The 25,759-nt window shown below is 60.1% G+C and carries 25 protein-coding genes; 13 read left to right on the top strand and 12 right to left on the bottom strand.

All coding sequences use genetic code 11. The features are described from left to right. The first annotated feature begins 28 nt into the window (after positions 1-28). The 7 genes from GKQ23_RS16550 (at position 29) to rlmC (ending at position 7,207) form a co-directional block, all read left to right on the top strand. Positions 29-514: a YbjN domain-containing protein gene (locus GKQ23_RS16550; RefSeq protein ID WP_056236948.1), complete on the top strand. Its 486-nt coding sequence runs from the start codon at positions 29-31 to the stop codon at positions 512-514. A 439-nt stretch (positions 515-953) separates the two neighbouring features. Then, positions 954-2,063, top strand: a complete 1,110-nt coding sequence (gene potF, locus GKQ23_RS16545) for a spermidine/putrescine ABC transporter substrate-binding protein PotF (protein WP_056236946.1) — start codon at positions 954-956, stop codon at positions 2,061-2,063. 129 nt (positions 2,064-2,192) lie between these two features. Further along, on the top strand, positions 2,193-3,326 hold the full coding sequence (potG, locus tag GKQ23_RS16540; protein WP_199177659.1) for a putrescine ABC transporter ATP-binding subunit PotG: 1,134 nt from the start codon (positions 2,193-2,195) through the stop codon (positions 3,324-3,326). 10 nt (positions 3,327-3,336) lie between these two features. Then, a complete protein-coding gene (gene potH, locus GKQ23_RS16535) occupies positions 3,337-4,302 on the top strand; it encodes a putrescine ABC transporter permease PotH (RefSeq protein WP_056236942.1) in 966 nt (321 codons plus the stop codon). After that, positions 4,299-5,141: a putrescine ABC transporter permease PotI gene (potI, locus tag GKQ23_RS16530; RefSeq protein ID WP_212408897.1), complete on the top strand. Its 843-nt coding sequence runs from the start codon at positions 4,299-4,301 to the stop codon at positions 5,139-5,141. The genes potH and potI overlap by 4 nt, the downstream gene beginning before the upstream one ends. A 383-nt stretch (positions 5,142-5,524) precedes the next feature. Beyond that, a complete protein-coding gene (locus GKQ23_RS16525; RefSeq protein ID WP_212408896.1) occupies positions 5,525-6,010 on the top strand; it encodes a YbjO family protein in 486 nt (161 codons plus the stop codon). Between the two features lie 69 nt (positions 6,011-6,079). Further along, complete coding sequence (rlmC, locus tag GKQ23_RS16520; RefSeq protein ID WP_212408895.1) at positions 6,080-7,207, top strand: 23S rRNA (uracil(747)-C(5))-methyltransferase RlmC; 1,128 nt, start codon at positions 6,080-6,082, stop codon at positions 7,205-7,207. 57 nt (positions 7,208-7,264) lie between these two features. Here the strand turns inward: rlmC and GKQ23_RS16515 are convergent, their stop codons facing one another. The 5 genes from GKQ23_RS16515 to artP form a co-directional block, all read right to left on the bottom strand. Further along, the gene (locus GKQ23_RS16515) at positions 7,265-7,996 is read right to left on the bottom strand and encodes an arginine ABC transporter substrate-binding protein (protein ID WP_212408894.1); all 732 of its coding nucleotides are present in this window, start codon (positions 7,994-7,996) and stop codon (positions 7,265-7,267) included. Between the two features lie 124 nt (positions 7,997-8,120). Further along, entirely contained in the window at positions 8,121-8,789 is a 669-nt protein-coding gene (gene artM, locus GKQ23_RS16510; protein ID WP_212408893.1) for an arginine ABC transporter permease ArtM, read from the bottom strand. Continuing rightward, complete coding sequence (gene artQ, locus GKQ23_RS16505) at positions 8,789-9,505, bottom strand: arginine ABC transporter permease ArtQ (protein WP_212408892.1); 717 nt, start codon at positions 9,503-9,505, stop codon at positions 8,789-8,791. Before artQ ends, artM begins: the two co-directional genes overlap by 1 nt. A gap of 3 nt (positions 9,506-9,508) precedes the next feature. After that, positions 9,509-10,240, bottom strand: coding sequence for an arginine ABC transporter substrate-binding protein (gene artJ / locus GKQ23_RS16500; RefSeq protein ID WP_212408891.1), 732 nt, complete (start codon positions 10,238-10,240; stop codon positions 9,509-9,511). Between the two features lie 14 nt (positions 10,241-10,254). Continuing rightward, positions 10,255-10,983, bottom strand: a complete 729-nt coding sequence (gene artP / locus GKQ23_RS16495) for an arginine ABC transporter ATP-binding protein ArtP (protein ID WP_212408890.1) — start codon at positions 10,981-10,983, stop codon at positions 10,255-10,257. 170 nt (positions 10,984-11,153) lie between these two features. Between artP and GKQ23_RS16490 the strand changes: the two genes are divergently transcribed. Genes GKQ23_RS16490 through GKQ23_RS16480 form a run of 3 tightly spaced genes read left to right on the top strand, consistent with a single transcriptional unit; the run spans position 11,154 to position 12,539 of the window. After that, positions 11,154-11,336 carry a hypothetical protein gene (locus GKQ23_RS16490; protein WP_212408889.1) on the top strand — a complete coding sequence of 61 codons (183 nt, stop codon included), beginning with the start codon at positions 11,154-11,156 and terminating at the stop codon, positions 11,334-11,336. Between the two features lie 16 nt (positions 11,337-11,352). Further along, complete coding sequence (locus GKQ23_RS16485) at positions 11,353-11,676, top strand: heavy metal-binding domain-containing protein (RefSeq protein ID WP_056237178.1); 324 nt, start codon at positions 11,353-11,355, stop codon at positions 11,674-11,676. A 17-nt stretch (positions 11,677-11,693) separates the two neighbouring features. Beyond that, positions 11,694-12,539: an N-acetylmuramoyl-L-alanine amidase gene (locus GKQ23_RS16480; RefSeq protein ID WP_249168536.1), complete on the top strand. Its 846-nt coding sequence runs from the start codon at positions 11,694-11,696 to the stop codon at positions 12,537-12,539. Positions 12,540-12,768: 229 nt separating this feature from the next. Here the strand turns inward: GKQ23_RS16480 and poxB are convergent, their stop codons facing one another. Then, entirely contained in the window at positions 12,769-14,490 is a 1,722-nt protein-coding gene (gene poxB, locus GKQ23_RS16475) for a ubiquinone-dependent pyruvate dehydrogenase (protein ID WP_212408887.1), read from the bottom strand. 182 nt (positions 14,491-14,672) lie between these two features. Here poxB and GKQ23_RS16470 point away from each other — a divergent pair, with 182 nt between their 5' ends. Beyond that, the gene (locus tag GKQ23_RS16470) at positions 14,673-16,340 is read left to right on the top strand and encodes an ATP-dependent endonuclease (RefSeq protein WP_212408886.1); all 1,668 of its coding nucleotides are present in this window, start codon (positions 14,673-14,675) and stop codon (positions 16,338-16,340) included. 113 nt (positions 16,341-16,453) lie between these two features. Here GKQ23_RS16470 and cspD read toward each other — a convergent pair whose 3' ends face one another. After that, complete coding sequence (gene cspD / locus GKQ23_RS16465) at positions 16,454-16,678, bottom strand: cold shock-like protein CspD (protein ID WP_056236922.1); 225 nt, start codon at positions 16,676-16,678, stop codon at positions 16,454-16,456. Positions 16,679-16,998: 320 nt separating this feature from the next. Here cspD and clpS point away from each other — a divergent pair, with 320 nt between their 5' ends. Both clpS and clpA read left to right on the top strand, forming a co-directional pair. Next, the gene (gene clpS, locus GKQ23_RS16460; RefSeq protein WP_056236920.1) at positions 16,999-17,319 is read left to right on the top strand and encodes an ATP-dependent Clp protease adapter ClpS; all 321 of its coding nucleotides are present in this window, start codon (positions 16,999-17,001) and stop codon (positions 17,317-17,319) included. A 26-nt stretch (positions 17,320-17,345) separates the two neighbouring features. Beyond that, positions 17,346-19,622 (top strand): ATP-dependent Clp protease ATP-binding subunit ClpA, encoded by a 2,277-nt coding sequence (gene clpA, locus GKQ23_RS16455; protein ID WP_212408885.1) that lies wholly within the window; start codon positions 17,346-17,348, stop codon positions 19,620-19,622. A gap of 138 nt (positions 19,623-19,760) precedes the next feature. On the opposite strand, the gene infA is transcribed toward clpA, so the two are convergent. The 5 genes from infA to trxB all read right to left on the bottom strand — a co-directional run bounded on the left by infA (position 19,761) and on the right by trxB (position 25,675). Then, the gene (gene infA / locus GKQ23_RS16450; RefSeq protein WP_002211347.1) at positions 19,761-19,979 is read right to left on the bottom strand and encodes a translation initiation factor IF-1; all 219 of its coding nucleotides are present in this window, start codon (positions 19,977-19,979) and stop codon (positions 19,761-19,763) included. A 360-nt stretch (positions 19,980-20,339) separates the two neighbouring features. Further along, positions 20,340-21,032, bottom strand: a complete 693-nt coding sequence (aat, locus tag GKQ23_RS16445) for a leucyl/phenylalanyl-tRNA--protein transferase (RefSeq protein WP_056236916.1) — start codon at positions 21,030-21,032, stop codon at positions 20,340-20,342. 33 nt (positions 21,033-21,065) lie between these two features. Next, a complete protein-coding gene (cydC, locus tag GKQ23_RS16440; RefSeq protein WP_212408884.1) occupies positions 21,066-22,796 on the bottom strand; it encodes a cysteine/glutathione ABC transporter ATP-binding protein/permease CydC in 1,731 nt (576 codons plus the stop codon). Then, positions 22,793-24,559: a cysteine/glutathione ABC transporter permease/ATP-binding protein CydD gene (gene cydD, locus GKQ23_RS16435; RefSeq protein WP_212408883.1), complete on the bottom strand. Its 1,767-nt coding sequence runs from the start codon at positions 24,557-24,559 to the stop codon at positions 22,793-22,795. The genes cydC and cydD overlap by 4 nt, the downstream gene beginning before the upstream one ends. A 147-nt stretch (positions 24,560-24,706) precedes the next feature. After that, on the bottom strand, positions 24,707-25,675 hold the full coding sequence (gene trxB, locus GKQ23_RS16430) for a thioredoxin-disulfide reductase (RefSeq protein ID WP_212408882.1): 969 nt from the start codon (positions 25,673-25,675) through the stop codon (positions 24,707-24,709). Positions 25,676-25,759 lie beyond the last annotated feature (84 nt).

The raw sequence follows: 25,759 nt of genomic DNA, 5'->3' as shown, positions 1-25,759 counted from the left end.
AATTTTATTGCGGCAAGAGAGTAAGCAAATGGATTCACTCGTCGTTCCGGACCTCGACGTGTTACGACGCTGGTTGGATCAGCAAAGCATTACCTGGTTTGAGTGTGACTCCTGTCAGGCGTTGCATCTGCCGCATATGCAGAACTTCGACGGTGTGTTTGATGCCAAGCTGGATCTGGTCGATAACGTGATCCTGTTTTCGGCGCTGGCAGAGGTGAAGCCCACCGCGCTGATCCCGCTGGTCGGTGACCTGTCGCAGATCAACGCCAGTTCGCTGACGGTAAAAGCGTTCCTGGATATTCAGGATGATAACCTGCCGAAGCTGATCGTCTGCCAGTCGCTGAGCATTGCCGCCGGGGTCACCTACGGTCAGTTCCTCAACTTTATGAAGCAGAGCGAAGAGCAGATCTCAATGATCGTGCTGGAAGCCTTTGCAAATAATCTGCTGATGGTCAGCGATGACGATGAGGATGCGCCTGGCGCGGTTGCGTCCGGCAATTCGATGCTGCACTGACCCGCTCAGTTCCATCACGCGATCCTGCGGGCAGCTCGGTAAGCTGCCCGTATTTTATTCTGCCCCACTGAATCCCTTCGTTTCCCGCGCCTGCTGACCCTTTTCCTGACGTTTCTCCCGTTATCGTTGCCACATTTTCTTCTGAATATTTCCGGTCTGTACCAGATTTTCTTCGGCGTTTAGGCCACTGAAGGCCTGTCACCGTGCGCAAACTTGCATAGAAAATCGATAAAAGCCGTTTTTTACGCTTGAGGACTGGTCTGAAAGGGTGACTGCGGCTATGCTGGCGGGGCTGCATAAAAGCGTGCAACGTCCCCGGAAATATAGGTTTTTAGTATTAACAACACCTTGAATAATGATTCAAAGTGAACCTGTATTGGCAGGCGCAAACCGGTTCGCCTGCCCGGCTTAAGACTATCTCAGTTCAGGAGGATGGAAGATGTTCAACCAACGTAAAAAATGGTTGTCAGGCGTGGTTGCAGGGTCGCTGATGGCGATCTCTGCGGGTTCACTGGCCGCAGACAAGACGCTGCACGTTTATAACTGGTCTGACTATATTGCCCCGACCACCGTGGCAGATTTTGAGAAGCAAACCGGCATTAAAACCGTTTACGACGTCTATGACTCCAACGAAGTGCTGGAAGGCAAACTGATGGCCGGCAGCACCGGCTATGACGTGGTGGTGCCATCCTCCAGCTTCCTGGCGCGTCAGCTGCAGTCTGACGTGTTTCTGCCGCTGGATCGCAGCAAGCTGCCGAACTATAAAAATCTCGATCCCGATCTGATGAAAAAGCTTGAGCAGCACGATCCGGGCAATAAATTTGCGATTCCTTACCTGTGGGCCACCACCGGCATCGGCTATAACGTCGAGAAGGTGAAAGCCGCGCTGGGCAAAGATGCGCCGGTCGACAGCTGGGACCTGGTGCTGAAGCCGGAAAACCTGGAAAAACTGAAGGGCTGTGGTGTCTCCTTCCTCGATGCCCCGGAAGAGATCTTCGCCACCGTACTTAACTACCTCGGCAAAGATCCTAACAGCAGCGATCCGAAGGACTACTCCGGTGCCGCTACCGATCTGATGCTTAAGCTGCGTCCGAGCATCCGCTATTTCCACTCTTCCCAGTACATTAATGACCTGGCAAACGGCAACATCTGCGTGGCCGTCGGTTGGGCAGGTGACATCCTGCAGGGCAAAAAACGCGCTGAGGAAGCGAAGAACGGCGTGGTGATTAACTATGTGATCCCGAAAGAGGGCGCGCTGGCGTTCTTCGATATGCTGGCGATCCCGAAAGATGCCAAAAACCCGGATGAAGCCTATCAGTTCATCAACTACCTGATGGAGCCGAAGGTGATGGCGAATATCTCCAACACCATCTTCTACGCCAGCGGCGTGAAGGCGTCACTGCCGTTTGTTAATGACGCTATTCGCAACAACCATGGCATCTATCCGACGCCGGAAACCATGGCAAAGCTGTTTATTCTGAAGGTTCAGGACCCGAAACTTGACCGTGTGCGTACCCGTGCATGGACTAAAGTTAAAAGTGGTAAATAACTGAATCACTGAGCCTGGCTCATTTGCTTACGCAACAGAGGTGCAGTTACCGGCCTCTGTTTTGTTATTTTCAGGGCTGACCACCCCGGTGGCACGGGTCAGTCTGCACAGCGCCGGAGAGTAATGGTAGTGAACGACGCAATCGTCCGTCCTCAACAAAAAGCTGGCAAGGCGTTAACGCCGCTGCTGGAGATCCGCAATCTGACCAAGTCGTTTGACGGCCAGCACGCGGTGGATGATGTTAACCTCACCATCTATCAGGGCGAGATTTTCGCGCTGCTGGGTGCCTCAGGCTGTGGGAAATCGACGCTGCTGCGTATGCTGGCCGGCTTTGAGCCGCCGACGCACGGGCAGATCGTGCTGGATGGCAAAGATCTCTCCCACGTGCCGCCCTATCAGCGGCCGATCAACATGATGTTTCAGTCCTACGCGCTGTTCCCGCATATGACGGTGGAGCAGAATATCGCTTTTGGTCTGAAGCAGGACAAGCTGCCGAAGGCAGAGATTGCCGAGCGCGTGGCCGAAATGCTGACGCTGGTGCACATGCAGGAGTACGCCAAACGTAAACCGCACCAGCTCTCCGGCGGCCAGCGGCAGCGCGTGGCGCTGGCACGCAGCCTGGCGAAACGCCCGCGGCTGCTGCTGCTGGATGAACCGATGGGCGCGCTGGATAAAAAGCTGCGTGACCGCATGCAGCATGAAGTGGTGGATATTCTTGAGCGCGTCGGTGCGACCTGCGTCATGGTGACCCACGACCAGGAAGAGGCGATGACCATGGCCGGGCGGATCGCGATCATGAACCGCGGAAAATTCGTGCAGATCGGTGAGCCGGAAGAGATTTACGAGCACCCGACCACCCGCTTCAGCGCCGAGTTTATTGGTTCGGTAAACCTGTTTGAGGGGCTGCTGCGCGAACGTCAGGACGATGGCCTGATTATCGACAGCCCGGGCCTGATCCATCCGCTGAAGGTGGCGTCGGATACCTCGGTGGTGGATGGCGTACCGGTGTCGGTAGCGCTGCGCCCGGAAAAAGTGATGCTGTGCGACGAAGTACCGGCCGACGGTTGTAACTTCGCGGTGGGCGAGGTGGTGCATATTGCCTATCTCGGCGACCTGTCGATCTACCACGTGCGTCTGCAGAGTGGCCAGATGATCAGCGCGCAGCTGCAGAACGCCGACCGCTTCCGTCAGGGTACGCCAACCTGGGGTGACGAGGTGCGCCTGTGCTGGGAGTCTGACAGCTGTGTGGTTCTGACGGTCTGATGGAGGAGTAATGAGCCAACTATTTACCGAACGCCGCGCCAGAGCGCCAAGCGGCCAGCAGACCGGTATTAAAGGGCTGCTGACCCGTCTGCAGATGGCGCACGGCCGCAAGCTGGTGATCGCGCTGCCTTACGTCTGGCTGCTGTTGCTGTTTTTACTGCCGTTCCTGATCGTGCTGAAGATCAGCTTTGCTGAGGTGGCGCGCGCCATTCCGCCGTATACCGAGCTGCTGAGCTGGGCGGACGACCAGCTGACCGTGGCGCTTAACTTCGCCAACTATTTCACCCTGACCGATGATGCGCTCTATATTGATGCCTATCTGCACTCGCTGCAGGTGGCGGCGATCTCAACGGCGATCTGCCTGCTGATCGGCTACCCGCTGGCGTGGGCGGTGGCGCACGCCAGGCCGTCGACGCGCAATATTTTGCTGCTGCTGGTGATCCTGCCGTCGTGGACCTCGTTTCTGGTGCGCGTCTACGCCTGGATGGGCATCCTCAACGATAACGGCATATTGAACCGTTTTCTGATGTGGACGGGTCTGACCGATCAGCCAGTTGCCATCTTATATACCAACCTGGCGGTGTATATCGGCATCGTTTACTGCTACCTGCCGTTTATGGTGTTGCCGATTTACACCGCGCTAACGCGCATCGATTACTCGCTGGTGGAGGCCTCGCTCGATCTGGGCGCGCGTCCGATGAAAACCTTCTTCAGCGTGATCGTGCCGTTAACCAAAGGCGGCATCATTGCCGGTTCAATGCTGGTGTTTATTCCGGCGGTAGGGGAGTACGTGATCCCGGAACTGCTCGGTGGCCCGGACAGCATTATGATCGGCCGCGTGCTGTGGCAGGAGTTCTTTAACAACCGTGACTGGCCGGTCGCCTCGGCGCTGGCGGTGATTATTCTGCTGATCCTGATCCTGCCGATTATCTGGTTCCACAAGCATCAGAATAAAGAGATGGGGGATAAAGCATGAATCAGTTGCCAACCATTCGTTCGAAGTGGCGCACGCTGATCCTCGCGGTATGCTTCTTCTTTCTTTACGCGCCGATGCTGCTGCTGGTGGTCTACTCGTTTAACTCCTCGCAGCTGGCGGCATGGGAGAGCTTCTCGCTGCACTGGTATAAGGTGCTGTTTAACGACGATGCGATGATAAGCGCGGTCACCCTCAGCCTGACTATCGCCGCGCTGTCGGCCACTGCCGCGGTGATCCTCGGCACCATCGCCGCGGTGATTATCGTGCGCTTTGGCCGTTTCCGTGGTCATACCGGCTTTGCCTTTATGCTCACCGCGCCGCTGGTGATGCCCGACGTGATCACCGGCCTGTCGCTGCTGCTGCTGTTTGTGGCGATGGCCAACGCCTTTGGCTGGCCGGCCGATCGCGGCATGCTGACCATCTGGCTGGCCCACGTCACCTTCTGTACCGCCTACGTGGCGGTGGTGGTTAACTCGCGGCTGCGCGAGCTGGACCGCTCGATAGAGGAGGCGGCGATGGACCTGGGTGCGGCACCGCTGAAGGTGTTCTTTGTGATCACCGTTCCGATGATCGCTCCGGCGCTGGTCACCGGCTGGCTGCTGGCGTTCACCCTGTCGCTCGATGACCTGGTGATCTCCAGCTTCGTCACCGGGCCGGGTGCCACCACGCTGCCGATGCAGATCTTTGCCACGGTGCGCCGCGGGGTTAACCCGGAGATCAACGCGCTGGCCTCGCTGATCCTGTTCGTGGTCGGACTCGTCGGCTTTGTTGCCTGGCGACTGATGGCCCAAGAAGAGAAGCAGCGCCTGAAAGATATTCAGCGGGCGCGCGGGCAGTAACCTGTAGCGGGAACGGTTCAGGCCGTTCCCGCTGTTTTTATCCCCCCGCACGGCCAGGTTATTCCGCCTGCCGGCGTACTGAGCGCTGAGCGACGTTTCTGCACCTTCCTCTTATTCCTCTTTTCCTGCTGTCATTATTAAATCGCACAAAAAAACAGCGTCATGGCTGGCAACTTCTGCCGTTTTGAACTAAATAAAATGAGGCAGGGTTATCTATAAGATAATACTTAAAAACAGGCATTATTTTTGAGGCTATTATTTAATTCCTGCTTTTATTCAGGCGGTTAGCGGAATATTCTGTCACTTCAGTCAGGAGTATTGTCACACGCTCAGTCAGGGTGACGGTAATGGGCAGCGCCATCGGCAAACAGCAGGAGAGCATAATGTCAGAGGTGTTCAGGGCCGGTTCGGTATTATCCGGGCGGGAAGCCGCTATTCCGGTGCCGGTATGGGTGGCGGCCAGCGCCATCATCGCCACGCGGCTGATCGGCGTGCTGCTGCTGGCCAACGAGCTGGGATGGCAGGAGGCGCTGAACTTTGTCCACCGCAGCGCGCAGTCATGGGATTCGACGCTGCTGTTTGTCGCCAGCCAGCTGCTGTTTTTTGCCGAACTGCGCTGTGCCTTTGCCGTGCTGCGCGGCCAGAACTGGGGGCGCTGGGGTTTTCTTGCCGCCCAGCTGTTAACGGTTATCTATATGCTGGTCGCCTCGGTCAGCGGCTTCTATCCGGAAATTTTCAGCCTTAACGGCGAGAGCACCCTGCAGATGGTGCGTTCGCTGGCCGCCAGCCGCTTCCCGGACCTGCTGGTGCTGCTGCTGCTGTTTGTGCCGCAGAGCAGCCGGGCGTTTTACCGCCGCCCGGGAAGATAGCGGAAGCTGCCATCCCCGGCGGTTTCAATGTATACTGGCGCACTGCACTTTTGTTCCCCGGATATCAACATGCATTGCGCGCTCTATGACGCCGGCCGCTGCCGCTCATGCCAGTGGCTTGAAACCCCATACCCTCAGCAACTTACACAGAAACAGTCGCATCTGCAGCAGCTGCTGGACGCTTTTCCCGTGGCGCAGTGGCGAGAGCCGGTGGTATCACCGCAGCAAAAATTCCGCAATAAAGCCAAGATGGTGGTCAGCGGCAGCGTTGAACGCCCGCTGCTGGGGATGCTGCACCGTGACGGCACGCCGGTTGACCTGGCCGACTGCCCGCTCTATCCCGACAGCTTTGCCGCCGTGTTTGCCGAACTGCGCCCGTTTATCGCCCGCGCCGGGCTGACCCCGTATAACGTGGCGCGCCGCCGCGGCGAGCTGAAGTACATCCTGCTGACCGAAAGCCAGTTCAGCGGCCAGCTGATGCTGCGCTTTGTGCTGCGATCCACCGCCAAACTGGCACAGCTGCGCGCGGCGCTGCCGGCGTTACGGCAGGCGTTGCCGCAGCTGGCGGCGATTTCGGCCAATATTCAGCCGGTGCCGATGGCGATTATGGAAGGGGAGGAGGAGATCCCGTTAACCGAAAATCAGGTGCTCAGCGAACGCTTTAACGACGTGCCGCTCTCGGTGCTGCCGAAAAGCTTCTTCCAGACCAACCCTCAGGTGGCAGCCGGGCTTTACGCCACCGCCCGCGACTGGGTGCGCGAGCTGAACATCAGCGCGATGTGGGACCTGTTCTGCGGCGTTGGCGGTTTTGGCCTGCACTGTGCCACGCCGCAGATGCAGCTGACCGGCATCGAGATCAGCAAAGAGGCGATCGCCTGCGCGCAGCGGTCCGCCGCTGAGATGGGGCTGGAACGGGTGAGTTTTGCCGCGCTGGATTCCACCGCCTTTGCCACCGCCGAAGGCAGCGTGCCGGAGCTGGTGCTGGTGAATCCGCCGCGTCGCGGTATTGGCGAAGCGCTCTGCGATTATCTGGAGAAGATGGCCCCGCCGTGGATCCTCTATTCGAGCTGTAACGCCGTCAGCATGGCCAGCGACATCGGCCGCCTCAGCGCTTACCGCATCGTGCGGGTGCAGCTGTTTGATATGTTCCCGCACACCGCGCACTATGAAGTGCTGACGCTGTTACAGCGCGTCTGAGGCGGCTGGTGCAGCGCAGGCCTGCCGCTGCGCCAGCCGCTCAGATCCGGGCGTGGCTTATTCCGGGAACCAGCGCTGGTTAATCTTATCGATAGTGCCGTTGGCGCGTAAGGTGTCGATCGCCGCGTTCAGCTTCGCCAGCAACGCGTCGTTATCCTTGCGTACGGCGATGCCCAGCCCGGTGCCGAAGTAGGCGCTGTCGGTAACGTGCTCACCGACGGTGCTCAGGTTCGGGTTGGCCTTCAGCCACTGATTCACTACCGCCGTATCGCCGAAGATGCCGTCCAGGCGGTTGTTCTTCAGGTCGAGGATCGCATTCTGGTAGCTGTCATAGGCCACCGCGGTGATCTCCGGGTGCTGCTCCTGCAGGTACTTCTGGTGAGTGGTGCCGTTCTCAATCCCCACGCGTTTACCCTTTAACTCTGCCAGGCTGTTGTATTTGCCTTTGCTGGCAATGACGACGGCCGAGTTGGCGTAGTAAGGCTGGGTAAAGCTGACCTGCTTGCTGCGCTCCGGGGTGATGTCCATACCGGAGATCACCGCATCGTAGCGGCGGAACTTCAGTGCCGGTACCAGGCTGTCAAACGGGTTGTTGGTAAAGCTGCACTCCGCTTTCATCTCGGTGCACAGAGCCTTCGCCAGGTCGATATCAAAACCGACGATCTGGTTATCGCTGCCCAGTGATTCAAACGGTGGGTAGGTGGCCGATGAGGCAAAACGGATCTTATCGGCGGCAAATGTCCCAAAGGTCACGCTGGCAAGCAGGGTGGCCAGAAGCAGTTTTTTCATTTTTTCTTTCCTTGCGCTAAAAATGTGCTGAACAGTATCGGTTATCGCCCGGCGAATGATTCGCCGATTAAGCGGACGGGAAGGGGGGTGATCCACCGATGCAGGCGCGCCTGCATCGGGCAGATCAGTGGCGTCGCTCGAAGGCCAGCGCGCGGCGCTCGATCAGCCGCATCATCAGCGTCAGCAGGCCGTTGACGCACAGGTACACCACGCCGGCGGCGGCGAATACCGTTACGTCATAGGTGCGGCCATACAGCATCTGACCGTGCCCCATCACTTCCATCAGCGTGATGGTATAGGCCAGCGAGGTGCTTTTAAACACCAGCACCACCTCGTTAGAGTACGAAGAGAGCGCGCGCTTAAAGGCGTACGGCAGCAGGATGCGCAGCTGGTCTTTGCGGCTCATCCCCAGCGCCGCACAGGACTGCCACTGCCCGGTCGGTATTGCCCGCACCGCGCCGTGGAACAGCAGCGCGGTGTAAGCGGCGCTGTTCAGCGACAGCGCCAGCAGGGCGCACAGCCACGGCTGCGACAGCAGCGCCCACAGCCACGGAATGGTCTGGATAGTCGGAAACTGCCCCGGGCCGTAGTAAATCAGGAAGATCTGCACCAGCAGCGGCGTACCGGTAAACAGGGTGATATAAGCCCGGGTCAGCAGGCTCAGCACCGGCGTCTTCAGCGCCAGAATCACCGTGAACACCAGCGCCAGTACCAGCGCCAGCAGCAGCGAGGCCAGCGTCAGCGTCAGGCTGGTCTGCAGCCCCTTCAGCAGCTCGGGAAAATAGCTCAGCATCAGCCGTTCCCCCGCTCGAACCGGGTGGTGCGCAGCTCAATACGTTTTAAAATCGCCTGGCTGAACAGGGTGATCAGCAGGTAGATCGCCGCGGCGATCGCGTACCAGGTAAACGGCTCCTGGGTGCGCACGGCAATACTTTTGGTTTGCAGCATAATATCGTTCACGCTTATCAGCGACACCAGCGCCGTGTCTTTCAACAGCACCAGCCACTGGTTACCCAGCCCCGGCAGCGCATGACGCCACATCTGCGGCATAATCAGCCGGAAGAAGATCGCCGATGCGCGCATGCCCAGCGCCTGGCCCGACTCCCACTGACCGGCGGGCACCGCCTGCAGCGCGCCGCGCAGCGTCTGCGACGCGTACGACGCATACAGCACCGCCAGCGCAACCACTCCGCAGAGGAACGGGCTGACGTCGAAGTTGTCGATCTGCATCTGCACCGGGATCTGCACCACCCCCAGATTGAGGGTAAAGCCGTCCGACAGGGTCAGCAGCAGCTGCGACGCGCCGAAGTAGACAAACAGTACCACCAGGATTTCCGGCAGCCCGCGAAACAGCGTGACCAGCAGGGTGCCGAGCCACGCCAGCGGCCGCCAGCGGGCAGACTCCCACACGGCGAAGATCATCGCCAGGCTTAACCCGGCGATCAGCGAACAGACGGCGAGGCCGACGGTCATCCCGGCGGCGCTGGCAAGAGAATAAAGTTCGTTCATTACTTACTGCTGGAACCACTTGCTGTAGATGGTTTTATAGGTGCCGTCGGCTTTCACCTTGTCCAGCGCCGCGTTGAATTTACCCTGCAGCTCGCTGTTGCCCTGACGCACGGCGATACCGAGACCGGTGCCGAAGTAGGCTTTGTCGGTCACTTTTTCACCCAGCGGGGCCAGGCTGGCGTTCTGCTTCAGCCACTCGTTGACCACCGCCGTGTCGCCGAACACCGCATCAATACGGCCATTTTTCAGGTCGAGGATGGCGTTCTGATAGCTGTCGTAAGGCACCACTTTCATCCCGGTCTGCTTGTCGCTGAGGTATTTCTGGTGGGTGGTCCCGTTCTGCACGCCGATGCGCTTACCGTTCAGCGCCGCCACGTCGCTGAATTTACCCTTCTGGGTAATAAACAGCGCGGAGTTGTCGTAATAGGCTTTGGTAAACAGCACCTGCTGCTCACGCTCCGGGGTGATATCCATGCCGGCCATTACCGCGTCGAAACGGCGGAACTTCAGGCTGGGGATCAGGCTGTCAAAGGCCTGGTTGGTAAAGGTGCACTCCACCGCCATTTCACGGCACAGGGCGTTGGCCAGATCGACGTCGAAGCCCTGGATTTTGTTGTCTGAGTCAACAAACTCAAACGGCGGATAGGAGGCTTCAGTGGCGAAGCGCAGGGTTTGCGCCGCGCCGGCACTCAGGCTGACGCTGGCAAGCAGGGCGGCAATAACCATCTTTTTCATCGTTGTATCCTGAATTAGTGCGAAAGATAACTGGCAAAGGCCGCGGTTTGCGGCTGAGAGAAGCAGCTGGCGTCCCCCTGTTCGACGATATAACCGTTTTCCATATAGACCACCCGGCTGGCGGTTTTGCGCGCCACTTCCACCTCGTGGGTGACGATCACCTGGGTGATCTGCGTTTCGGCCAGTTCGCGGATGATGCTGACGATCTGGGCGGTAATCTCCGGGTCCAGCGCGGCCGTCGGCTCATCAAACAGCAGTACCGCCGGTTCCATCATCAGCGCACGGGCAATCGCCACGCGCTGCTGCTGGCCGCCGGACAGGTGCAGTGGATAACGATCGGCAAACGGCGTCAGGCGCAGGCGATCCAGCAGCTTCGCGGCGCGATCGTGCGCCAGCGCTTTGCTGAGACCCAGCACCCGGCAGGGGGCTTCGATCAGGTTCTGCGCCACGGTGAGGTGCGGCCACAGATTATACTGCTGGAACACCATGCCGACGTTCTGGCGCAGTTCACGGATCGCCGCATCAGCGGGAGGCTTGCTGAAGTCAAAGTGGCTACCGGCGATGGAGAGCGTTCCGGTACGCGGCATCTCCAGCAGGTTTAATACGCGCAGCAGCGAGCTCTTACCGGCGCCGCTTGGCCCCAGTAAAACCAACGTCTCGCCCTGCGGGCAATCCAGTTGAATATCAAACAGCGCCTGGTGAGCGCCGTAGAAGCAGTTAATAGCGTTTAGTTGAATACTCATGCGCAAAAAGTGAATAGCAATTGATGCCGCGAATCTTAACGTCGACAGAATAGTTATGCAATCATCGTGGGTTAAAATTTATAAATGCGGGCAGGGTGGTTAAAGATTAGCACATCATAGCGTGATGTAAGCGATTTTGGGTAAATTTAGCTCTGGGGTTATGCAGTTGTGTGACTAATGTCGAAACCGGATGGGCCGCAGCGCCATATTCCACCGGGCGTTGTTTATTATCTGCTCACACCTGGCCGGGGATCGCCATTTTGCTGCTGAAAAATGGCGCAATGGCCGCAGGTGATTTGCTTCTGCTGGCGCAAAACGTACTATTACTCCCCGGACAACTTCCCCACTTCTGATGATAAGGTGCGTACGATGAAATTTTCCACAACACCCACGCTGGAAGGCCAGCCGATTCGCGAATACTGCGGCGTGGTCACCGGTGAGGCGATCCTCGGGGCCAACGTCTTCCGCGACTTTTTTGCCGGTATCCGCGATATCGTCGGCGGGCGTGCCGGAGCCTATGAGAAGGAACTGAATAAAGCGCGGAAAATTGCCTTTGCCGAGCTGGAACAGCAGGCACAGTCGCTGGGAGCGGATGCGGTGGTCGGCATTGATATTGATTACGAAACCGTGGGTAAAAACAGCAGCATGCTGATGGTCAGCGTGACCGGTACGGCGGTGAAACTGGCCCGTTGATGCGTTCTCTGCCCGCAATAAGACCGCTGGACGTGATTCGCCCGCTGCTGCTATTGCTGGCGGTGTGGCTGCTCACCTCAATCACCCCGCGCGGGCTGCAGCCGCAGCAGGGTTACACGGTCGACACCCGCCAGGAAGCGTACGGTGCCCGCCCGCGCATTAAGGTGCTGGTTCTCCACTATACCGCCGGTGATTTTTCACCCTCGCTGAATACGCTGACCAACCATGCGGTCAGCGCCCACTATCTGTTGCCGGCCAGCCCGCCGCAGTATGACGGGCAGCCGCTGGTGTGGCGGCTGGTGCCGGAGTCAATGCTGGCCTGGCACGCGGGGATCAGCTACTGGCGCGGGGCCACCCGGCTGAACGACACCTCGATCGGCATTGAGCTTGAGAACCCCGGCTGGCAAAAGACGGCCGGCGGCATCCGCTGGACGCCGTTTGCACCCGCGCAGATGGCGGCGCTGCTGCCGCTGGCCCGCGATATCGTTAAGCGCTACGGCATTCAGCCGCAGGACGTGGTGGCGCACAGCGATATTGCCCCGCTGCGCAAACAGGACCCGGGCCCGCTGTTCCCCTGGCAGTGGCTGGCTGAGCAGGGCGTCGGGGCCTGGCCGGATGCCGATCGCGTGGCGTTTTATCTGGGCGGCCGCCCGGCGGGTCAGCGGGTGGATAAGTCTAAACTGCTGGCGCTGCTGGCGCGCTACGGCTATGAGGTAACGCCGCAGCTGGCGGCCTATCAGCAGCAGGCCACCATCACGGCATTTCAGATGCATTTCCGCCCGACGGATTACCGTGGACTTGCCGATGCTGAAACCGAGGCGATTGCCGCCGCGCTGCTGGAGAAGTACGGCGGGCAGGAGTAATGCCCGCAGGGCGCTCCCCCCGCAGCGATAGCCGGGGAGTTGTAGCAGCGATCACTGGCGCCTGAGTCGTTCCCCCGGCAGCCGCAATCATCGGGGAGCTGCGTGCAGGCATCGCGCTGCCGTAAGCCGTCCCCCCCTGCGGCGGCCACTGCCGGGACCGGTTAGCGTTGTATCGCGACGAGGGCGCACAGGGTTACAAGGCTGTGCGCCTGAGCGTGCGCGCGCCGGTTCAGCGCAGCCAGTTGGTTTTAGCCAGCTCTACCACTTCATTGCCGCGTCCGTTGATGATCGCCCGCAGCATATAGAGGCTAAAGCCCTTCGCCTGCTCCAGTTTGATCTCCGGCGGCATCGCCAGCTCCTCTTTTGCCGTCACCACGTCAATCAGCGCCGGGCCGTCGTGGGCGAACGCCTGCTGCAGCGCACCGTCAAGCTCTGAGGCCTTCTCCACGCGCACGCCGTGCACGCCGCAGGCGCGGGCAATGGCGGCGAAGTCCGGGTTGTGCAGGTCGGTGCCGTCGGTCAGGTAGCCACCGGACTTCATCTCCATCGCCACAAAGCCCAGCGAACTGTTATTAAATACCACGATCTTCACCGGCAGCTTCAGCTGCGCCAGCGAAAGGAAATCCCCCATCAGCATGCTGAAGCCGCCGTCGCCGCACAGCGCCACCACCTGGCGCTGCGGGTCGATCGCCTGCGCGCCCAGCGCCTGCGGCATCGCATTGGCCATCGAGCCGTGGCTGAACGAGCCGATCAGGCGACGCCGGCCGTTCATCTGCAGGTAACGGGCGGCCCAGACGGTCGGCGTGCCAACGTCGCAGCTGAAGATCGCATCATCGGCGGCCAGCCGGCTAATCTGCTGCGCCAGATACTGCGGGTGGATCGGCTGCTTATCGTTAGCGGTGGCGAGATCGTCAAGATCCCTGCGCGCGGTGGCGTAGTGGGCCAGCGCCTTGTCGAGGAAACCGCGATCCTGCTTTTCCGTCAGCTGCGGCAGCAGCGCGTTAAGGGTGGTTTTGATATCGCCGACTAGCGCCATATTTACGTGGCTGTGGCTGCCGAGGCTGGCGGGATTGATATCGATCTGGATGATCTGCGCTTTCTCCGGGTAGAAGGCGCGATAGGGGAACTGGCTGCCGAGCACCAGCAGCGTGTCGGCGTTCATCATCGCATGGTAGCCCGATGAGAAGCCGATCAGTCCGGTCATGCCGACGTTATACGGGTTGTCGTATTCGATGTGCTCTTTGCCGCGCAGCGCGTGCACCACCGGCGCTTTCAGCGTCTCAGCCAGCGCCACCACCTCGGCATGCGCCCCGGCGCAGCCGCTGCCGCACAGCAGGGTAATGTTTTGTGCTGCGTTGAGCGCCGTCGCCAGCGTCTCCAGCTCGGCAGGCTGCGGTTGCACCTGCGGCAGCAGCGGTGGATACCACTCCGCGCTGGCACCTTCCGGCGCGGGCTGCAGCGCCACGTCGCCGGGGATCACCACTACCGAGACGCCGCGGTTGAGGATCGCCTGGCGCATGGCGATCCCCAGCACCTGCGGCAGCTGCTCCGGGTTCGACACCAGCTCACAGTAATGGCTGCATTCACGGAACAGCTCCTGCGGATGGGTCTCCTGAAAATAGTTGCTGCCGATCTCGCTCGACGGAATGTGCGCGGCGATCGCCAGCACCGGGACGCGGTTACGGTGACAGTCAAACAGACCGTTAATCAGGTGCAGATTACCCGGTCCGCAGGAGCCGGCGCAGACCGCCAGCTCTCCGCTGATGTGCGCTTCGGCACCGGCGGCAAAGGCGGCGACCTCTTCATGGCGGGTGGGCATCCAGTCGATGGTCCCCATGCGGTTGAGGCTATCGCTGAGGCCGTTCAGCGAATCGCCGGTAACGCCCCAGATCCGTTTAACCCCGGCGTTCTCCAGCGTTTTTGCCAGCAGTGCAGCAACGGTGTGTTTCATGCTTGTCTCCTTTTCTGTCGAGCCACAAGCATAGTTGACCTGGCGCTGCGTGCCTGGCATTACGTGAGATCGGGGTCCGGCGGCATGGTGAACCGCAGCCCTGGCGGGAAATCTGTGCTGGCAGCTTGACCGGCGTACGGCAGGCGACCATTCTCAATAAAACAGGGAGCCGCGGGGGCGCTATGATTCTGGAATTCATCGATATTGCCGGGTTTCGCGGCATCAGCCAGCTGCGGCTGCCGCTGGAAGAGGACAACCTGCTGATCGGCGAAAACGCCTGGGGGAAATCCAGCCTGCTTGACGTGCTGACGCTGATCCTCTCGCCACGCGCTGAACCTTATACGTTTAGCGCGCAGGATTTTTATCAGCCAGCCACAGGCCCTGCCGGCCAGCCGCAGCGCCTGTGGCTGGCGCTGACCTGGCGGGAAAGTGAGGCCGGTGAAGCCGCCACGCCGCGCTGGCAGGGGCTGAGCTCGCTGTGGCAGCGCGGCGAGGGCGGCCTGCAGCGCGTTCATCTGCGCATCGACGGCCAGCTGCAGGCCGACGGTGAGGTCACCACCCGCCGCCGGTTTGTTGACGCGCACGGCGAGCCGCTGTTAACCGAAGGGGAGGCCACGGCCGCCCTGGAAAGCCTGGTTCGTCTCTCGCCGGTGCTGCGCCTGCGTGACGCCCGCTTTAACGCGCGGTTGCCGCGGGAGGCGCTCGCCGGTAGCGATGAGGCACGCTTTAATGAGCTGGTCCGGCAGATGGAGAGCCTGACCCGCGATCACCCTGCGCTATCGGAACAGCTGAGCGAGCAGACGTTACGCCAGGGGCTGCGCACCCTGCAACAGCTGCTGGCGCACTATTTTTCCCTCGACCAGCATAGCGTAGCCGAGCCGGCCCGCCGGCTGACGCCGGGAGAACGTGACAACGATAACGGCTGGCGCCATCTGGACCGCATCCACCACCTGATCGCCGACGCCGACAGCCGCAGCCGCCGGCAGATCCTGCTGCGGCTGTTCGGCCTGCTGACCCAGGCGCGTGGCGCGTGGCAGCTGGACGCAAACGCGCGGCCGCTGCTGCTGATTGAAGATCCGGAAACGCGGCTGCACCCGATTATGCTCTCCGTCGCCTGGGGGTTATTCTCCCAGCTGCCGCTGCAAAAAATCACCACCACCAACTCCTCCGAGCTGCTGTCACAGGTGCCGATGGGCCAGGTGTGCCGGCTGGTGCGTGAAGCAGAACGGGTGGTCGCCTGGCGGCTGGGGCCGGGAGGAATGAGTGCCGAAGAGAGCCGGCGCATCGCCTTCCATATTCGCTTCAACCGGCCTTCGGCGCTGTTCGCCCGCTGCTGGCTGCTGGTCGAAGGGGAAACCGAAGTCTGGCTGATGAACGAGCTGGCCAGGCAGTGTGGTTATCACTTCGCCACGGAAGGGATCCGCATCATCGAGTTTGCCCAGTCCGGGCTGCGGCCGCTGCTGAAGTTCGCCCAGCGCATGGGCATTGGCTGGCACGTGCTGACCGACGGCGACGATGCCGGGAAGAAGTATGCTGCCACCGCCCGCAGCCTGCTGCACCCTGGCGACGAGGAGAAAAATCATCTGACCCAGTTACCCACACTGGATATGGAGCATTTCCTGTATAAGCAGGGTTTTTCCGCGGTATATCATCGCCATGCGCATCTGCCCGATAATGTGCCGATCGCCATGCGGCGGGTGATCGCGAAAGCGATCCACCACAGTTCCAAACCGGAGCTGGCGATGGCGGTGGTGCAGGACGCCGCCGAACGCGGGCCGGACGCGGTACCGCTGTTGCTGCAAACCCTCTTTGCCCGGCTGCAGCGGCTGGCGCGGCGCGGTGTGGAGTAAGCGGTGACTTGATATCTGCCGCGCGGTACCCATATTGAAAGAGGAAGAAAATAAAAATGCCAGCATCAGCGGCTGGCATTTTATGGCAGGGTTGTACAGAATGAGTGGTAGGGTCAGGCGCTGAGCGCGACCTCTTCCACGGGAACGATCAGGCTGGCGTGATTGCCCTTCGGACCCTGATGCACATCAAACTGGACTTGTTGCCCGGCTTTAAGCGTTCGGTAGCCCTCCATCTTAATGGTTGAGTAGTGGGCGAAGATGTCTTCTCCACCGCCAACCGGGCAGATGAAACCGAAACCTTTGGCATTATTAAACCATTTAACAGTACCCGTCTCCATGCTTCTACATCCCTCGCAAAACATTTCATTATTGAGTGGGGAAATCAGGTGATTAACCTGTTGGCGGGAAGATCTTCTCCGACCAGTTTCTGTACTGTAGAGAATTGCTCTCGCGGGTCAAGCAAACGGGGCTCGGGAATGGATACAAAATCGTCAAAATTTGAAGCAGTTAACGCTATTTCAAATTTTGTGATGAAGGTCGCGATTAAGGATTTTTGTACGAATTATCTGCTGCGCCACGCTGCATTCTGGCCGCGTTACTCATAGCCTGAATGGTGTTAGTCTGGCGTTAAGAAGCAACATGTTGATACTGGATTGGTATGGGAAAGACTAACGACTGGCTTAACTTTGAGCAGCTTGCCGATGACAAACTGAAAGAGGAGCTTAAGCCGCCGTCGATGTATCGGGTCATACTGCATAATGATGACTATACACCGATGGAATTTGTTATTGACGTTCTGCAGAAGTTCTTTTCTTATGATATTGAACGTGCAACGCAACTGATGCTGACGGTGCATTATCAGGGTAAGGCGATCTGCGGTGTTTATACCGCGGAGGTGGCGGAAACCAAAGTCGCCATGATTAACACTTACGCCCGTGAAAATGAGCATCCGTTGCTGTGTACGCTGGAAAAAGCCTGATAAGGCGATAATTGGGGGAGGTGCCAATGCTCAATCAAGAACTGGAACTCAGTTTAAACATGGCTTTCGCCAGAGCGCGTGAGCACCGACATGAGTTTATGACCGTCGAGCATCTGCTACTGGCACTGCTCAGTAACCCGTCGGCCAGAGAGGCACTGGAAGCCTGCACGGTAGATATCGTGGCGCTTCGTCAGGAACTTGAAGCGTTTATTGAACAAACCACCCCGGTGCTGCCGGCCAGTGAGGAAGAACGCGACACCCAGCCAACGCTCAGCTTCCAGCGCGTGCTGCAGCGGGCGGTATTCCACGTACAGTCATCAGGCCGCAGTGAAGTGGCCGGTGCGAATGTGCTGGTGGCGATTTTCAGCGAACAGGAATCTCAGGCGGCGTATCTGCTGCGCAAACATGAAGTCAGCCGACTGGATGTGGTGAACTTTATCTCTCACGGTACGCGCAAGGACGAGCCAGGCCCGTCCGCCAGCGCGGAAAATCCGGTTAACGAAGAGCAGGCAGGCGGGGAGGATCGTATGGAAAACTTCACCACCAACCTTAACCAGCTTGCCCGGGTAGGCGGAATCGATCCGCTGATCGGTCGCGATAAAGAGCTGGAGCGTACCGTTCAGGTGCTGTGCCGCCGCCGTAAAAATAACCCGCTGCTGGTAGGTGAGTCCGGGGTGGGTAAAACCGCCATCGCGGAAGGGCTGGCCTGGCGCATTGTGCAGGGCGACGTGCCGGAAGTGATGCAGGACTGCACCATCTACTCGCTGGACATCGGTTCGCTGCTGGCCGGTACCAAATATCGCGGTGACTTTGAAAAGCGCTTTAAAGCGCTGCTGAAACAGCTGGAACAGGATACCAACAGCATCCTGTTTATCGATGAGATCCACACCATCATCGGCGCCGGTGCCGCTTCGGGTGGCCAGGTTGATGCCGCTAACCTGATTAAACCGCTGCTCTCCGGCGGTAAGATCCGCGTGATGGGTTCAACCACCTACCAGGAGTTCAGCAACATCTTCGAGAAGGATCGTGCGCTGGCGCGCCGTTTCCAGAAGATCGATATCACCGAACCGTCCGTCGATGAGACGGTGCAGATCATCAATGGCCTGAAACCGAAGTATGAAGCGCACCACGACGTGCGTTATACCGCCAAGGCGATCCGCGCGGCGGTGGAGCTGGCGGTGAAATATATCAACGATCGCCACCTGCCGGATAAGGCGATTGACGTAATCGATGAGGCCGGTGCCCGTGCGCGTTTAATGCCGGTGAGCAAGCGTAAGAAAACCGTCAACGTGGCGGATATCGAAAGCGTGGTCGCCCGTATTGCCCGTATTCCGGAGAAGAGCGTGTCGGCCACCGATCGCGATACGCTGCGCACGCTGGGCGATCGTCTGAAAATGCTGGTGTTCGGCCAGGACAATGCCATTGAGGCGCTGACCGAAGCGATCAAGATGAGCCGTGCCGGACTGGGGCAGGATCGTAAACCGGTCGGCTCCTTCCTGTTTGCCGGCCCGACCGGCGTCGGTAAAACCGAGGTCACGGTACAGCTGGCGAAGGCGCTGGGTATTGAGCTGCTGCGTTTTGATATGTCCGAGTATATGGAACGTCATACCGTCAGCCGCCTGATCGGTGCGCCTCCGGGCTATGTTGGTTTTGACCAGGGCGGCCTGTTAACCGATGCGGTGATCAAACATCCGCACGCGGTGGTGCTGCTGGATGAAATCGAAAAAGCGCACCCGGACGTCTTTAACCTGCTGCTGCAGGTGATGGATAACGGCATGCTGACCGACAACAACGGCCGTAAGGCGGACTTCCGCAACGTGGTGGTGGTGATGACCACCAACGCCGGGGTGCGGGAAACCGAGCGTAAGTCGATCGGCCTGATCCAGCAGGACAACAGCACCGATGCGATGGAGGAGATCAAAAAGATCTTCACGCCGGAGTTCCGCAACCGTCTGGATAACATCATCTGGTTCAGACACCTCGATCAGGTGGTGATCCATCAGGTGGTCGACAAGTTTATTGTCGAACTGCAGGCGCAGCTGGACGCCAAAGGCGTGTCGCTGGAAGTCAGTGATGATGCCCGCGACTGGCTGGCTGAGAAAGGCTATGACAAGGCGATGGGTGCCCGTCCAATGGCCCGTACCGTGCAGGAGAGCCTGAAAAAACCGCTGGCTAATGAGCTGCTGTTTGGTTCACTGGTGGAAGGTGGCTCGGTATCGGTCACGCTGGATAAAGAGAATAATCAGCTGGCCTATCACTTCCTCAGCGCTGCAAAGCGTAAGGCGGAAGGCACGGTGCACTGACGGCACATCCCGGGAGGCTCGCTAAGCGCGGTGGGCTGAACGGGAATCGCAGATAAAGAAAAGGCCGGGTGAGAACCCGGCCTTTTTTATCGCTGCTGCAGGCGTGCGTAACGTAGCAGCAGAACTGAATGGGGCAATTTAGCGACTACGGAAGACAATGCGGCCTTTGCTCAGGTCGTACGGGGTCAGCTCTACAGTGACTTTGTCGCCCGTCAGGATGCGGATATAGTTTTTGCGCATTTTACCGGAGATATGAGCGGTAACCACGTGACCGTTTTCAAGTTCAACGCGGAACATGGTGTTAGGTAACGTATCAAGTACGGTACCCTGCATTTCAATATTGTCTTCTTTGGCCATCGAATCCTCTAGGTGGACTACCTTAGTTTTGAACCGGCAAGATAATGCCGAATTTCACGTATTAAGTAAAGAATTGCAGGCGAATAGATCGCCCACATCAACCCCTCTGAAAGACACGAGTGCAGACGGGTCACGAAGTAATCTGGAGTTAATGGCGTCAGCGCGGGGGTAAAACGGGCTAAGAATCTGTTTAAATCTGCTTCATTTCGCACGATTAAAACAGTTCTGACAAGTGCGTTGCGATTCCCAGCCTGGTATTCTGCGTTACCCTGTTGTTCAGGGGGCAGGCGGACGACATACCAAACGCGCGTATTATATCACTGTTCTGGCCCGGTTGGGCGAAAACATCTCGAAATAGCATTAAAAAAGCCGTTGTGGCCGCCAGCAACCCGTTGTAAGCAGGCTGTCTGCCAGCGTATTGACCTGTTGCAGATAGCTCGCGCGGGAAATTTCCACCGCGCCCAGCGACTGGGTATGTGCGTTCAGCACCTGGCAGTCGATCAGCCTGCCGTTCTGCTGTGCAAACCAGCGGCTGAACACCAGCAGCGCGGTCTTGGAGGCATTCTCCCGCAGGCTGAACATCGATTCACCGCAAAAGATCTGCCCGAGCGCCAGCCCGTACAGGCCACCGACCAGCTCGCCCTCCTGCCACACCTCTACCGAATGGGCATGCCCCAGCTCATGCAGCCGGTACCACGCCTGCTGCACTTCCCAGGTGATCCACGTGCCCTCCTGACGGTCGTGAGCACAGCCGGCGATCACCTCGCTGAAGCGCTGATTCAGCGTCACCTGGTAAGGGGATCGCTGGTGAAAGCGCTTCATGCTGCGGCTGAGGTGGAACTGCTCCGGCAGCAGCACCGCCCGCGGGTCGGGGCACCACCACAGGATCGGGTCTCCGATTGAGAACCAGGGGAAGATACCCAGGCGATAGGCCGCCAGCAGACGGGCAGGGCTGAGATCGCCGCCCATCGCCAGCAGGCCATTCGGGTCCCGCAGCGCCGACTCCGGCGGCGGGAAGTTGAGTGATTCACGGGACAGTTGCATCAGGCGCATCGACATCATCTCAGGTGTGCCACAGGCTAATGACTATAGCGCAAAGCGCTGCAGAAAAGTCCAGTACCGCCCCTGTTTCGCCACTAACTGCGCGTGATTACCCTGTTCGACCAGCGAACCGTTGTCCATCACGCAGATGCGGTCGAACGCCTCCAGGCCGCGCAGGCGGTGGGTAACCATGATTAGCGTCTTATCACGTGCCACTTCGCGCAGCAGGCTGAGGATCTGCCGTTCCGTTTCAGCATCCAGCCCTTCGGTCGGCTCATCCAGCAGCAGCAGATCGCCGCCGTGCAGCAGGGCACGCGCCAGCCCAAGACGGCGCAGCTCGCCGCCGGACAGCGCGCGGCCGCCTTCGCCCAGCCAGGCGTTCAGCCCCTGATCGTTGTCCAGCAGCTTCTCCAGCCCGACCGCCTGCAGCGCCGCGCTCAGCCGCGCGTCGTCGCTTTCCGGCGCGGCCAACAGCAGGTTATCGCGCAGGGTGCTGCTGAACAGATGTACGCGCTGGGTCACCACGCTGATGCGGGCGCGCAGCGCGGCTTCCGGCCAGGCGGCCAGCAGGTGGCCGTTCAGCGTGACTTCACCCTGCTGTGGGTCCCAGGCGCGGGTTAACAGCTGCAGCAGCGTTGACTTACCGCAGCCGGTACGGCCGAGCAGCGCGATATGCTCGCCGTGAGCGATCTGCAGCGTCACCGCGTTCAGCGCCGGTGCGTCGCCATCGGCATAGCGGAAGCTGACCGCATCGAGCGTTACGGCGGCGCCCGGGGTCAGCGGCAGCGTGGCGTCGCTAAAGGTGACCGCCGGGCGCTGATTGACGATCTGTGCGACGCGCCCGGCGGAGGCGATGACGTGGCCCATATGCAGGAAGGCGGTGCCGACCGGTGCCAGCGCCTCAAAGGCGGCCAGCGAGCAGAAGACAAACAGCGCCACCAGCGCGCCGGGCTGCAGGTCACCGCCGATGCCGGCGGCGCTGAGCCACAACAGCAGAGTGACGGCAACGCCGCCCATCAGCATCACCAGCGCCTGCGACAGCCCGGTCAGGCTGGCCTGGCGCTGCTGTGTGTTCAGCCACTGGCGCTCCGTGTCGTCGAGTTCAGCACGGTACGTTGCCGCCGCGCCGTACAGGGTCAGTTCGGCCTGGCCCTGCAACCAGCGGGTCAGCCCGCTGCGGTAGTTGCCGCGCAGGCGGGTCAGATCCTGGCCGACCGGCAGCCCGGCGCGATAAAACAGCGGCGGCAGCACCAGCAGGGTAAACAGCATCAGCCCGGCCAGGGTCAGCGCCAGGTTGACATCCAGCCAGCTTAAACCAACGGTGACCACCAGGATCACCAGCAGCGCCCCGACCAGCGGGGCAATCACCCGCAGGTAGAGGTGATCGAGGGTGTCGACGTCCCCCACCAGGCGATTAAGCAGCTCACCCTGACGGAAACGGGCAATGCCGGCGGGGGAGAGCGGCAGCAGCTTACTGAAGGTGTAAACGCGCAGGTGCGCCAGCACGCGGAAGGTGCCATCGTGGCTGACCAGGCGCTCCAGATAGCGGGCCACGGTACGGCTGATGGCCGCACCCCGCACCCCGGCCGCCGGCAGCATGTAGTTAAAGCTGTAGATACCGGCCACGCCGACCAGCGAGGTGGCGGCGAGGAACCAGCCGGACAGCGTCAGCAGGCCGATGCTGGCCAGCAGGGTGATCGCCGCCAGCAAAATGCCGCACAGCAGCCGCCAGAGATGGCGACGATAAAGCGTTAAAAACGGCAGCAGGGTTTTCATTCCAGCGATCCTCCACGTTGCGCCAGCAGCTCAGCAAACGGCCCCGGGCGATCGGCCAGCGTCTGCCGGTCGCCCTGCTGTACGATTTGCCCATCACGCATCAGCCAGATCTCATCCCACTCCTCCAGGCGGTTAAGCTGGTGGGTGATCAGCAGCGTGCTCTGCGCACGTGAGGCCTGCAGCAGCGCGCGGTTAACGTGCCGTTCGCTCTGCGCATCGAGGCTGGCGTCAGGTTCATCCAGCAGTAACAGCTGGCAGGGCTTCATCAGCGCGCGGGCGACGGCGACGCGTTGTGCCTGGCCCACCGACAGCCGCGTTGCCCCGTCGCCGGTTTCACTCTCCAGCCCGTTGGGCAGCCGCGGCAGGAACTCATCCACGCCCGACAGTGCCAGTACGCTGGCGAGGCGGGCGTCATCCCCGCCGTTGGGCAGAATATTTTCCCGCACGGTAGTGGCCGGCAGGTGCGGGTTCTGCCCGACCCACGCCAGCTGCCGCTGCCAGTGCTCAGGGGCGATATCGCGCAGCTCAGCGCCGTTAACCTGCAGCGAACCCTGATACGGCAGATAGCCCAGCAGCACGTTCATCAGTGAGGTTTTCCCCGCGCCGCTCTGCCCGACCAGCGCCACGCGCTGGCCGCGGTTAAGGGTAAAGTTCAGCGGACCGGCCAGCACGCTGCCGGCGGCGGTGATGATGGTCAGATCCTTCGCGACCAGCGTGAAGCCGTCGCTGAGGTCCGGCGTCTGCTCACCGCGGGCGATGGCGGCATCTTCACTCTCTGCGAGGAAGGTTTCCAGCGCATCCGCCGCGCCGATGGCCTGGGCCTTCGCGTGGTAGAAGGTGCCGAGATCGCGTAGCGGCTGATAAAATTCCGGCGCGAGGATCAGCACCAGAAAACCGGCAAACATCGTCACCGGGCCGCTGTAGTGGCCAAAATCAAACACGCCAAGGTAGGAGAAGCCGAAGTAGACGGCGATCAGCGCAATCGAAATTGAGGCAAAAAACTCCAGCACGGCAGAGGAGAGGAAGGCCATACGCAGCACTTCCATGGTGCGCTGACGGAACTGCTCCGAGGCGTCCTGAATGGTTGCCGTCTCCGCCCTTGCACGGTTAAACAGGCGCAGCGTTTCCAGGCCGCGCAGGCGGTCAAGGAACTGGCCGCTGAGGCGCGACAGCGCAAGGAAGTTGCGGCGGTTGGCATCGGCCGCCCCCATGCCGACCATCGCCATAAACAGCGGGATCAGCGGCGCGGTGGCCAGCAGGATCAACGACGCCGCCCAGTTAACCGGGAACAGCACCAGCAGCACCAGCAGCGGGATAATCCCCGCCAGCATCATCTGCGGCAGATAGCGGGCGTAATAATCCTGCATCTCTTCAATCTGCTCCAGCAGCAGGGTTGCCCAGCTGCCGGCCGGTTTACCCTGGATCCAGGCCGGGCCGAGCGCGGCCAGGCGATCGAGCACCCGGGCGCGCTGCGCCTGGCGGATCGCCTGGCCGGCACGGAAGCCGGCGCGTTCACGCAGCCAGGCCAGCAGCGCGCGGCCGGCAAAGCAGGCCAGCAGCAGCAGGAACGTGTGCAGCAGGCTTTCGCGCGGCAGGTGGTCACTCAGCAGTGACTGCAGCAGAGAGGCGAGGAACCAGGCCTGTGCGATCAGCAGCAGGGCGTTCAGCGTGCCCAGCATCAGCGAGATGCGCAGCCAGCGCTGACCGTACGCGCGTTGGCTTTTTAGCCAGCGGGTGAGCAGTTGTTGTCGTGATTTATTCATGATTTGCCGTGATGCCCTGACGTAAACGGTAGTGAGGCAAAAGCCACAGGAAGATCGGTGTCAAGCGCGGCAATGGTACAATGGGGAGGGTAAAAAGGCGACAATTGCTCGTCGCCTCAGGCAAGATTAGCTCAGAATTTTAACAACTTAACGATCTTTTTTAACCAGTCCGTCAAGATAGCGTTCAGCATCGAGGGCGGCCATACAGCCGGTACCCGCCGAGGTGATCGCCTGGCGGTAGATGTGGTCCATCACGTCGCCGGCGGCAAACACGCCAGGGATGCTGGTCTGGGTGGCGTTGCCCTGAATACCAGACTGCACTTTGATGTAGCCGTTTTCCAGCTCCAGCTGACCGTTGAAGATCGCGGTATTCGGGCTGTGGCCGATCGCCACAAACAGGCCGGCAACCTCCAGCTCTTCGATCTGCTGCTCGTCATTAACCGCGCGCAGGCGCAGACGGTTGACGCCCATCTGATCGCCCAGCACCTCATCCAGCGTGCGGTCGGTGTGCAGCACGATATTGCCGTTTTTTACTTTTTCCATCAGCCGGTCGATCAGGATCTTCTCAGCGCGGAAGCTGTCACGGCGGTGGATCAGATGCACTTCAGCCGCGATATTGGCCAGGTACAGTGCCTCTTCCACCGCGGTGTTGCCGCCGCCGATTACCGCGACTTTCTGGTTGCGATAGAAGAAACCGTCACAGGTGGCGCAGGCAGAAACGCCGCGACCTTTGAAGGCGTCTTCAGACGGCAGGCCGAGGTAGCGGGCCGACGCGCCGGTGGCGATGATCAGCGCATCCGCGGTGTACTCACCGCTGTCGCCGGTCAGGCGGAACGGACGGTTCTGCAGGTCGACGCTGTGGATATGGTCGAAGATGATTTCGGTATTAAATTTTACCGCGTGCTCGTGCATGCGCTCCATCAGCAACGGGCCGGTCAGCTCGTTGGCGTCGCCTGGCCAGTTTTCCACGTCGGTGGTGGTGGTCAGCTGACCGCCTTTTTCCAGGCCGGTAATCAGCACCGGGTTCAGGTTCGCGCGGGCGGCGTACACGGCGGCGGTGTAGCCAGCCGGGCCAGAGCCCAGAATCAGTAATTTACTGTGTTTAGCCGTACTCATGAGACCCTCATTATTTAACTGGCAAACAGACAAACGGATTGTAGGGAATTTAACACGGCAAAAAAAGTGTTGTGCCACGTTGTT

It is taken from the genome of Erwinia sp. E602 (assembly GCF_018141005.1).
GTDB lineage: Bacteria > Pseudomonadota > Gammaproteobacteria > Enterobacterales > Enterobacteriaceae > Erwinia.
The sequence above is the reverse complement of the archived record's forward strand: the minus strand, read 5'-3'. Positions and strand labels throughout refer to the sequence as shown.

Excerpts from the sequence above, each read along its gene's own strand:
- artP (WP_212408890.1), bottom strand. The coding sequence starts at position 10,983 with ATGAGTATTCAACTAAACGCTATTAACTGCTTCTACGGCGCTCACCAG.
- potF (WP_056236946.1), top strand. The coding sequence starts at position 954 with ATGTTCAACCAACGTAAAAAATGGTTGTCAGGCGTGGTTGCAGGGTCG.
- clpS (WP_056236920.1), top strand. The coding sequence starts at position 16,999 with ATGGGAAAGACTAACGACTGGCTTAACTTTGAGCAGCTTGCCGATGAC.
- potI (WP_212408897.1), top strand. The coding sequence starts at position 4,299 with ATGAATCAGTTGCCAACCATTCGTTCGAAGTGGCGCACGCTGATCCTC.
- GKQ23_RS16525 (WP_212408896.1), top strand. The coding sequence starts at position 5,525 with ATGTCAGAGGTGTTCAGGGCCGGTTCGGTATTATCCGGGCGGGAAGCC.
- potH (WP_056236942.1), top strand. The coding sequence starts at position 3,337 with ATGAGCCAACTATTTACCGAACGCCGCGCCAGAGCGCCAAGCGGCCAG.
- cydD (WP_212408883.1), bottom strand. The coding sequence starts at position 24,559 with ATGAATAAATCACGACAACAACTGCTCACCCGCTGGCTAAAAAGCCAA.
- artM (WP_212408893.1), bottom strand. The coding sequence starts at position 8,789 with ATGCTGAGCTATTTTCCCGAGCTGCTGAAGGGGCTGCAGACCAGCCTG.
- infA (WP_002211347.1), bottom strand. The coding sequence starts at position 19,979 with ATGGCCAAAGAAGACAATATTGAAATGCAGGGTACCGTACTTGATACG.
- GKQ23_RS16485 (WP_056237178.1), top strand. The coding sequence starts at position 11,353 with ATGAAATTTTCCACAACACCCACGCTGGAAGGCCAGCCGATTCGCGAA.
- GKQ23_RS16470 (WP_212408886.1), top strand. The coding sequence starts at position 14,673 with ATGATTCTGGAATTCATCGATATTGCCGGGTTTCGCGGCATCAGCCAG.
- cspD (WP_056236922.1), bottom strand. The coding sequence starts at position 16,678 with ATGGAGACGGGTACTGTTAAATGGTTTAATAATGCCAAAGGTTTCGGT.
- GKQ23_RS16550 (WP_056236948.1), top strand. The coding sequence starts at position 29 with ATGGATTCACTCGTCGTTCCGGACCTCGACGTGTTACGACGCTGGTTG.
- cydC (WP_212408884.1), bottom strand. The coding sequence starts at position 22,796 with ATGAAAACCCTGCTGCCGTTTTTAACGCTTTATCGTCGCCATCTCTGG.
- rlmC (WP_212408895.1), top strand. The coding sequence starts at position 6,080 with ATGCATTGCGCGCTCTATGACGCCGGCCGCTGCCGCTCATGCCAGTGG.
- artJ (WP_212408891.1), bottom strand. The coding sequence starts at position 10,240 with ATGAAAAAGATGGTTATTGCCGCCCTGCTTGCCAGCGTCAGCCTGAGT.
- artQ (WP_212408892.1), bottom strand. The coding sequence starts at position 9,505 with ATGAACGAACTTTATTCTCTTGCCAGCGCCGCCGGGATGACCGTCGGC.
- GKQ23_RS16515 (WP_212408894.1), bottom strand. The coding sequence starts at position 7,996 with ATGAAAAAACTGCTTCTGGCCACCCTGCTTGCCAGCGTGACCTTTGGG.
- clpA (WP_212408885.1), top strand. The coding sequence starts at position 17,346 with ATGCTCAATCAAGAACTGGAACTCAGTTTAAACATGGCTTTCGCCAGA.
- trxB (WP_212408882.1), bottom strand. The coding sequence starts at position 25,675 with ATGAGTACGGCTAAACACAGTAAATTACTGATTCTGGGCTCTGGCCCG.
- aat (WP_056236916.1), bottom strand. The coding sequence starts at position 21,032 with ATGCGCCTGATGCAACTGTCCCGTGAATCACTCAACTTCCCGCCGCCG.
- poxB (WP_212408887.1), bottom strand. The coding sequence starts at position 14,490 with ATGAAACACACCGTTGCTGCACTGCTGGCAAAAACGCTGGAGAACGCC.